Origin of the sequence: Meiothermus sp. CFH 77666 (assembly GCF_017497985.1) — a bacterium.
Lineage (GTDB): Bacteria > Deinococcota > Deinococci > Deinococcales > Thermaceae > Meiothermus.
This window is the reverse complement of sequence record NZ_JAGDFV010000068.1, coordinates 1-718: the sequence shown is the minus strand read 5'-3', so window position 1 is coordinate 718 and position 718 is coordinate 1. Positions and strand designations below refer to the sequence as shown.

At 61.6% G+C, this 718-nt stretch carries 1 protein-coding gene; it reads left to right on the top strand.

Features of this window, described 5'->3' with window-relative positions; all coding sequences use genetic code 11:
• On the top strand, positions 1–715 hold a 715-nt coding region (locus J3L12_RS16580), incomplete at its 5' end, for an IS5 family transposase (protein ID WP_208016151.1).
• Positions 716–718 lie beyond the last annotated feature (3 nt).

Sequence of the window (718 nt, the reverse complement as noted above, 5' to 3'; positions counted from 1 at the left end):
GCTGCCCGAACTGAAGCCTCATCCCAGACGCAAGTGGGATTGGCGCCTGATCTTGAACGCTATTTTCTACGTGCTCAGAGGAGGCTGTGCCTGGCGGTTGATGCCCTCCGACCACGTGCCCTGGCAGACCGCCTACCACTACTTCAGGGTGTGGAGTTTGGATGGAACCTGGGAGCGGATCAACGGGAGCCTCCGGGCGCAGGTAAGGGTGGCCTCCGGGAGACACCCCGAGCCCACTGCCGGGATCGTAGATAGCCAGAGTGCCAAGACCGGTCGCCAGGGTGGGGAATGCGGGTTTGATGGACACAAGGGGGTCAAGGAACGCAAACGCTTCATCCTCACCGACACCCTGGGGCTGGTGCTCAAAGCCGATACACACGAGGGGGCTGGGGGAATCCAGCTGCTCCAAGAGGCCTTCCCGGACTTCCCCACCCTGCTCAAACTCTGGGTAGATCAGGGCTTCAGGGGTAGCTTCATTGACTGGGTGGCTGCAAACCTCCCCCTGGAGGTCGAGGTCTCCAAAGGTCTGGGCAAACCTGGGGAACCCGGCTTTGTGCCCGCTCCACGACGCTGGGTGATTGAACGCACCTTTGCTTGGCTCACTGGCTTCCGCCGGCTCACCCGTGATTTCGAACGCTTTGCCCGCACTACCGAGGCCATCATCTACGCCTGCATGACCCGCATCATGCTCGCTCGCCTGGCTAAAATCGTGTGAGGC